The sequence below is a fragment of the Streptomyces sp. NPDC002130 genome, assembly GCF_040296465.1.
GTDB lineage: Bacteria > Actinomycetota > Actinomycetes > Streptomycetales > Streptomycetaceae > Streptomyces.
The window spans coordinates 1-1,063 of sequence record NZ_JBEOXI010001221.1 but is presented as its reverse complement, the minus strand read 5'-3'; the positions used below and the strand labels follow the sequence as shown (position 1 = coordinate 1,063).

1 protein-coding gene and 2 pseudogenes are annotated in these 1,063 nt (G+C 63.9%); 1 reads left to right on the top strand and 2 read right to left on the bottom strand.

The genetic code is table 11. From position 1 onward, the window contains the following. Nucleotides 1-337 (top strand): ATP-binding cassette domain-containing protein (locus ABT116_RS49785; protein WP_502984115.1); only part of this gene is annotated, 337 nt, incomplete at its 5' end. Nucleotides 338-414: 77 nt separating this feature from the next. Here ABT116_RS49785 and ABT116_RS49780 read toward each other — a convergent pair. Continuing rightward, nucleotides 415-924, bottom strand: a pseudogene (locus ABT116_RS49780) (cutinase family protein); the annotation flags it as partial. 38 nt (nucleotides 925-962) lie between these two features. Further along, nucleotides 963-1,063 (bottom strand): annotated as a pseudogene (locus tag ABT116_RS49775) (transcriptional regulator); the annotation flags it as partial.

The following is a 1,063-nucleotide window of genomic DNA, read 5'->3' as shown; positions in this document are numbered from 1 at the left end:
CGGCAAGACCACCACCGTCCGCATGCTCGCCACTCTCCTTCGCCCCGACGGCGGTGAGGCGCGCATCTTCGGCCACGACGTCAGCCGTGAACCCACCGCGGTCCGCTCCCTGATCGGGGTCACCGGGCAGTACGCCTCCGTCGACGAGGACCTCACTGCAACCGAAAACCTCGTGATCTTCTCGCGGCTGCTCGGTCTGAGCCGCCGCGACGCACGCAGCAAGTCCCTCGAACTCCTCGAGGAGTTCGACCTGGTCGAGGCCGCGACCAAACCGCTGAAGAACTTCTCCGGCGGTATGCGTCGACGCCTGGATCTGGCGATGAAGGTGAGCATGTGATCGATGGTGCTCGATGCGGTGGCTCTCGACTTGTACGAATCGGTCGACTTTCAGTCAGTCGAACAAGCGCTGTCGCGTTACTTCGTCAGCACGGTGGTGAGTGCAGCGGTCAGATACGGAGTGATGTTCTCGACGACCCGCGTCACGATCGCAGTGGCAATGTCAGCGGGTTGCAGAGGTACCGACGGTGTCTCCGGCAATGCCGGGGCAGCAGGCGGAGCGGGCTCGGACATCATCGGCGTATAGGTGTTGTGCTTCGTGAAGTAGCCGAAGACCGAATCCACGAACACCTCGGGAGCATCACGCGGCTTGGGCATGTTGCAGATGCCGTCACCCTCGATGCAGACTTCCCGTACTGCGATGTCGCCGAATCCGCCGCGTGCTCCGGACATCGTCGCTCCCGGAACGACATTGGGCACTACGGTTTCGATGCCCCCGGCCGAGTTGCGAGGGTCGGCGTAGAGGACGCCTTCGACTTGCGACTGCGGAATGGATCCGTCGCGTGCGATGTCACCGAGCACGTCGCCGGCAATCCGCGCTCCCTGCGAGTATCCGGTGACAACGATCTCGCTGCCCGGGCACTGAGCGTGGAATGCGTTGACTTCGGTGCGAAGTGTCTGGGCGCCGGCGGCAACGCTCTGGTCGCGAGCCGGTCCAGCGCGATCCGGTACTCCTCGGTCTCGTCGCGGTCCTCGAGGAAGTTCGCGCTCTTGATGTGCTCCAGGT